The 4,443-nt window shown below is 66.3% G+C and carries 3 protein-coding genes and 1 pseudogene; all 4 read left to right on the forward strand.

Annotated features, from left to right (window positions below; all coding sequences use genetic code 11):
* Positions 1 to 227: 227 nt before the first annotated feature.
* A complete protein-coding gene (locus tag I5M_RS10825; RefSeq protein ID WP_022721423.1) occupies positions 228 to 845 on the forward strand; it encodes a PAS domain-containing protein in 618 nt (205 codons plus the stop codon).
* A 99-nt stretch (positions 846 to 944) separates the two neighbouring features.
* A complete protein-coding gene (locus tag I5M_RS10830) occupies positions 945 to 2,495 on the forward strand; it encodes a class I adenylate-forming enzyme family protein (protein WP_159103990.1) in 1,551 nt (516 codons plus the stop codon).
* A gap of 145 nt (positions 2,496 to 2,640) precedes the next feature.
* Positions 2,641 to 4,059, forward strand: coding sequence for a malonyl-CoA decarboxylase (locus I5M_RS10835; RefSeq protein ID WP_022721425.1), 1,419 nt, complete (start codon positions 2,641 to 2,643; stop codon positions 4,057 to 4,059).
* A 174-nt stretch (positions 4,060 to 4,233) separates the two neighbouring features.
* A pseudogene (locus I5M_RS31320) lies at positions 4,234 to 4,443 on the forward strand (hypothetical protein); the annotation flags it as partial.

The raw sequence follows: 4,443 nt of genomic DNA on the forward strand, positions 1-4,443 counted from the left end.
ATTCCTTCCCGACCGACCAGGCAATGATGCAGAAATTCCTGCAGCTCGCGCGCCCGGTGCTGGACGGACGGGCCCAAGCCTTTGCGGAAGCGATGCTGGGACTGGAACGGCACGAGCGGCTGGAGGCCGTCAGTGCTCTGGCGCGCCGATAAGCGGTATTGACATACGGAACAAGCGGCGTAGCTAGGGAGGACAACCTAGGCGCGAGGCGCAACGGAGCCACGCCGATGCAGCGCTTTGTCTGTCAGCAGAATATCCAGCATTTCCAGAAGCTTCTGACAGAAGCCACGGATCAGCAACTGCGCCAGACGCTGACCACGCTGCTGGCTTCGGCTAAGCGCGAGCTTGCGGTTCTGCATTCGCAGCTCTCCGGCGCCGACCCGTCACCGGCCGCCGCCTTCCGCAAGGCCGGCGATGTCGGCTCCGTGCTGGCCGAGCTGAGGCCCGGCTTCGAGGCGTCCGAGCATCCCTACATGCTGATCGACCCCGGCCCGGGGCTGAAGATCATCGACGTCAACGATGCGTATGCGCGCGCCACCATGACGACACGCACCGAGATCGCCGGCAAGCCGCTGTTCGAAGTATTTCCGGATAACCCGTCGATTGAGACCGCCGACGGCGTCAGCAATTTGTACACGTCGCTGCGCACCGTCGTCGAAACCGGCCAGCCGCACGCAATGGCGGTCCAGCGCTACGACGTGCGCGACGCCGGCGGCGAGTTCGTCGAGAAATACTGGCAGCCGATCAACACGCCGATCCACGACCCGGCGGGCCGGCTGATCTGCCTGCTGCATCATGTCGAGGACGTCACCGCGACGATCCGCGGAGCGGATACGGCTGGTTAGTTAGCTGCGCGACGTCCCCCTGCAGTGCAGCATCATCTTTGCTGGACGTCGATGCTGATCGGCCTGTAGCGTCGTCGCTGTCCCGCTGCCGACCGCATGATGATCCGCACCGCTTCCATCGAAACCCTCAGTGATTTGTTCATCCGCTCCGCGCAGTGGCGCGGCCGCGACGAATTGTTCGTCGACGACGCCGACCGCATTAGCGGTAGCGACGCGCTCGATCAGGCGTGCGCACTGGCGCAGGCGTTCGCGGAACTCGGCGCCCAGCCCGGTGACGTTGTCGCTTATCTGTGCCGCAGCTCGGCCAGGCATGCGGTAGCTTGGTTCGCGTCGCCGCTCAGTGGCCGCATCGCCGCCAATCTGCATGTGCGCGAACCGGCGCCGCGGCTCGGCGAGATGCTGGCCTGGCTCGGCGCCAAGGTGCTGGTGCACGATGCCGATCTGGCGCCGCTGGCACGCGACGCCATCATGGCGGCGGGCACGCGCATTGCGCGGATCAGCCTCGGCAGCGACGATGAAGATGCCGATGATGATTACCAGAGCATCGTGACGCGCAGAGTCCGTTACGACGTGCTCGGAGCGCCGCCGCAGCCGTCCGATATCGCCGCGATCGTGCTGTCGTCCGGCACCACCGGCCAGCCGAAAGGCATCATGCACAGCCAGAAGTCGCTGCTCGAAGCCGCCAAAGGCGGCCAGGTGGTGATGGGTCCGATCCCGCGCGACGGCGCCACGCTGCTGTACATGCAGCCTTCTTTCGCCGCCTGGGCCATCATCGTGCTGCCGTTCGTCGGCGCCAAGGCCAAGGTGTGCTTCGGCCAGGTGTTCACGCCGCAGGCCTTCCTCGAAACCGTGCAGCGCGAGCGCATCAGCATGGCGCCGCTGGTGCCGACGATGTGGCGCATGGTGTTCGACGCGCAGCCGGAGAAGTACGATCTGTCGTCGCTGACGCTGGTGACGATCTCGGGCGAACCGCCGGCGCCGAGCGATGTTGCCCAGCTCCACGGCAAGTTCTGCAAGAACATCTCGTGCATCTATCTGTCGGGCGAAGCCTTCACCGCCTCGGCCGTGATGGCGACGACGCGCGACATCATGGCGCGCGGCAAGATCGGCACCTCGGGGCGGCCGGTGCTCGGCTGCGACGTCAAGATCCTCAGCGCCGGCGGATCGTTCGACGACGAAATGCCGAACGGCGAAGAGGGCGAGATCGCCGTCTCAGGTCCGTCGCTGGCAGTCGGCTATTGGAAAGACGAGGCGCTGACGCACGCCAAATTCCGCGATCGCTGGTGGCGCTCCGGCGATCTCGGCCGGCTCGATGCCGACAACGATCTGTGGGTCACCGGCCGGATCGACAACGTCATCAACACCGGCGGCATCAAGGTGTCGGGCGAGGAGATCGAGCACGCGCTGCTGGCGCATCCGGCGGTCGCGCAATGCGCCGTGGTCGGCCAGCCGGATGCGGCGATGGGTCAGCGTATCGAAGCCTTCATTGTCGCCCGCAGTCCGCTGCCGGCCGCCGAAGAACTCGGCGCCTGGCTGCGTCGCGAGCACCACTTCGCCGGCTACAAGGTGCCGAAACGCTTCCATGCGGTCGAGGCGCTGCCGACCGGCCCTACCGGCAAGCTCTATCGCCGCGCCCTGCGGGCCGAGTGAACGCAACGGATTTCACACCACGTCCGGTCACGAAGCCGCGACGCAACCTTTCCCAGCTCTCCGCGTCTGGAAGCCATCGCGGCGAACCGGTATGGTTCCTGCAAGTGCCTGCCAATCGCATGCACCGAGCCTAAAAGGGGATTGCATGGCCACAGCAACCGTCGACCGCGCCTCCGAATTTTTGGGCGGGCTGTTCAACAGCCTGACCATTCGTGGCCGCAACCTTTTTCGGTTCGGCTCCTCCCAGCCGATGACGCACGACGAACTGATCGAACTCGGTGAGGCGCTGCTGTCCCGCCGCGGCGAAGCCACTGGCGTGGCCCTCGCGGCTTCGCTCCTCGCCGGCTACGCGGCAGCGGCCGACGACGACAAGGCCGCCTTCCTCGACGCGCTGGCGGAGAAGTTCGGCCCCGAGCTCGAACTGATCAACGAGGCCATCGCGGCCGTGCAGGCCAGCGGTGGCGCGCCTGACGCTGTCGGCCTGCTGCAACGCGCTGCCGAACCGCGCCGGCAGGAGCTGATCCGCCGGCTCAATCTGGCACCGGGCGGCACCGCGGCGCTGGTCAAGATGCGCGAGGCCGTGCAGGCGCGGCTCGCCGAGCATCCGCAGTTCAAGCATGTCGACGACGATTTCGTTCACCTGTTCAGCTCGTGGTTCAACCGCGGGTTTCTGGTGCTGCGGCGCATCGACTGGACGACGCCGGCCAACATTCTCGAAAAGATCATCCGCTACGAGCAGGTTCACGCCATCCACGACTGGGACGATCTGCGCGCGCGGCTCGCGCCGCCGGACCGGCGCTGCTACGGCTTCTTTCATCCGCAGCTCGTCGACGAGCCGCTGATCTTCGTCGAAGTCGCACTGACCTCCGAGAAGCCGAGCGCGATTGCGCCGCTGCTCGATCTCGGCCGCGCCCCGATCGCCGCGAGCGACGCCACCACGGCGGTGTTCTATTCGATCTCCAACACCCAGCGCGGCCTCGCCGGCATCTCGTTCGGCAATTTCCTGATCAAGCAGGTCGTCGAGGAGATCAAGCGCGAGCTGCCGAACGTGCAGACCTTCGTGACGCTGTCGCCGGTGCCGGGCTTCGCCAAATGGCTGGCGCGCGAGCGCGGCAATGCCGAATCCAAGCTGATCGACGCATCGGCGCGCGATGCGCTCGCCGCACTCGACGATCCTCATTGGGCGGACGACGCCGACACTGTCGCGCTGGTGCAGCCGCTGCTGTGCGGCCTCGCCGCCGCTTACTTCCTGCAGGCCAAGAACAAGCGCGGCCAGCCACTGGACCCCGTGGCGCGTTTCCATCTCGGCAACGGCGCCCGGCTCGACCGGCTCGACTTTTTGGGCGACCGCTCGCCTAACGGCATGCGCCAGTCGCACGGCATGATGGTCAACTACCTGTACGCGCTCGACGAGATCGAGACCAACCACGAGGCCTTCGCCGAACGCGGCCAGGTCGCCGCGTCGTCCTCGGTCCGCAAGCTGCTGCCGACCAAGCCGCTCAGCGCCGAGGCGCGGAAGACCGCGACCAAACCAGCCCCGCTGGCAATCTCGCCGCCGGCGTGATGGATGTTACTGCGAGCGTCACAATCAAAGCCGTCATGCCCGGGCTCGTCCCGGGCATCCACGTCTTCGGCGTAGCTACGCTGTAAGGTCGTGGATGGCCGGGACAAGCCCGGCCATGACGAAGTAAGCGAGTAACTCTCTCGCCTGGGAACCAGAGAATACGGGAGAAACAACATGAGCTGGATGCCGTCCCGTCGATCCGGTGCTGGGCGATCCGCAGACCTGCGACGCGCTCGATCTCGTCATCGTGCCGCGGACGCGTGATCTCGGCGACGGCTTTGCGGTGCGCCGGGGCGCTGCCGCACGGCAAGCGGCAGATGGTCGGGCCGTTCATCTTCTTCGATCATTTCGGCCCGGTGCAGTTCATCGCCGGCCGTGGCATGG

The sequence above is a fragment of the Rhodopseudomonas sp. B29 genome, from assembly GCF_000333455.1.
In the GTDB taxonomy this organism is placed as follows: Bacteria; Pseudomonadota; Alphaproteobacteria; order Rhizobiales; family Xanthobacteraceae; genus Rhodopseudomonas.

Bases quoted from the DNA above. Each gene is read 5' to 3' on its own strand.
- I5M_RS10830 (WP_159103990.1), top strand. From the start codon at position 945: ATGATCCGCACCGCTTCCATCGAAACCCTCAGTGATTTGTTCATCCGC.
- I5M_RS10825 (WP_022721423.1), top strand. From the start codon at position 228: ATGCAGCGCTTTGTCTGTCAGCAGAATATCCAGCATTTCCAGAAGCTT.
- I5M_RS10835 (WP_022721425.1), top strand. From the start codon at position 2,641: ATGGCCACAGCAACCGTCGACCGCGCCTCCGAATTTTTGGGCGGGCTG.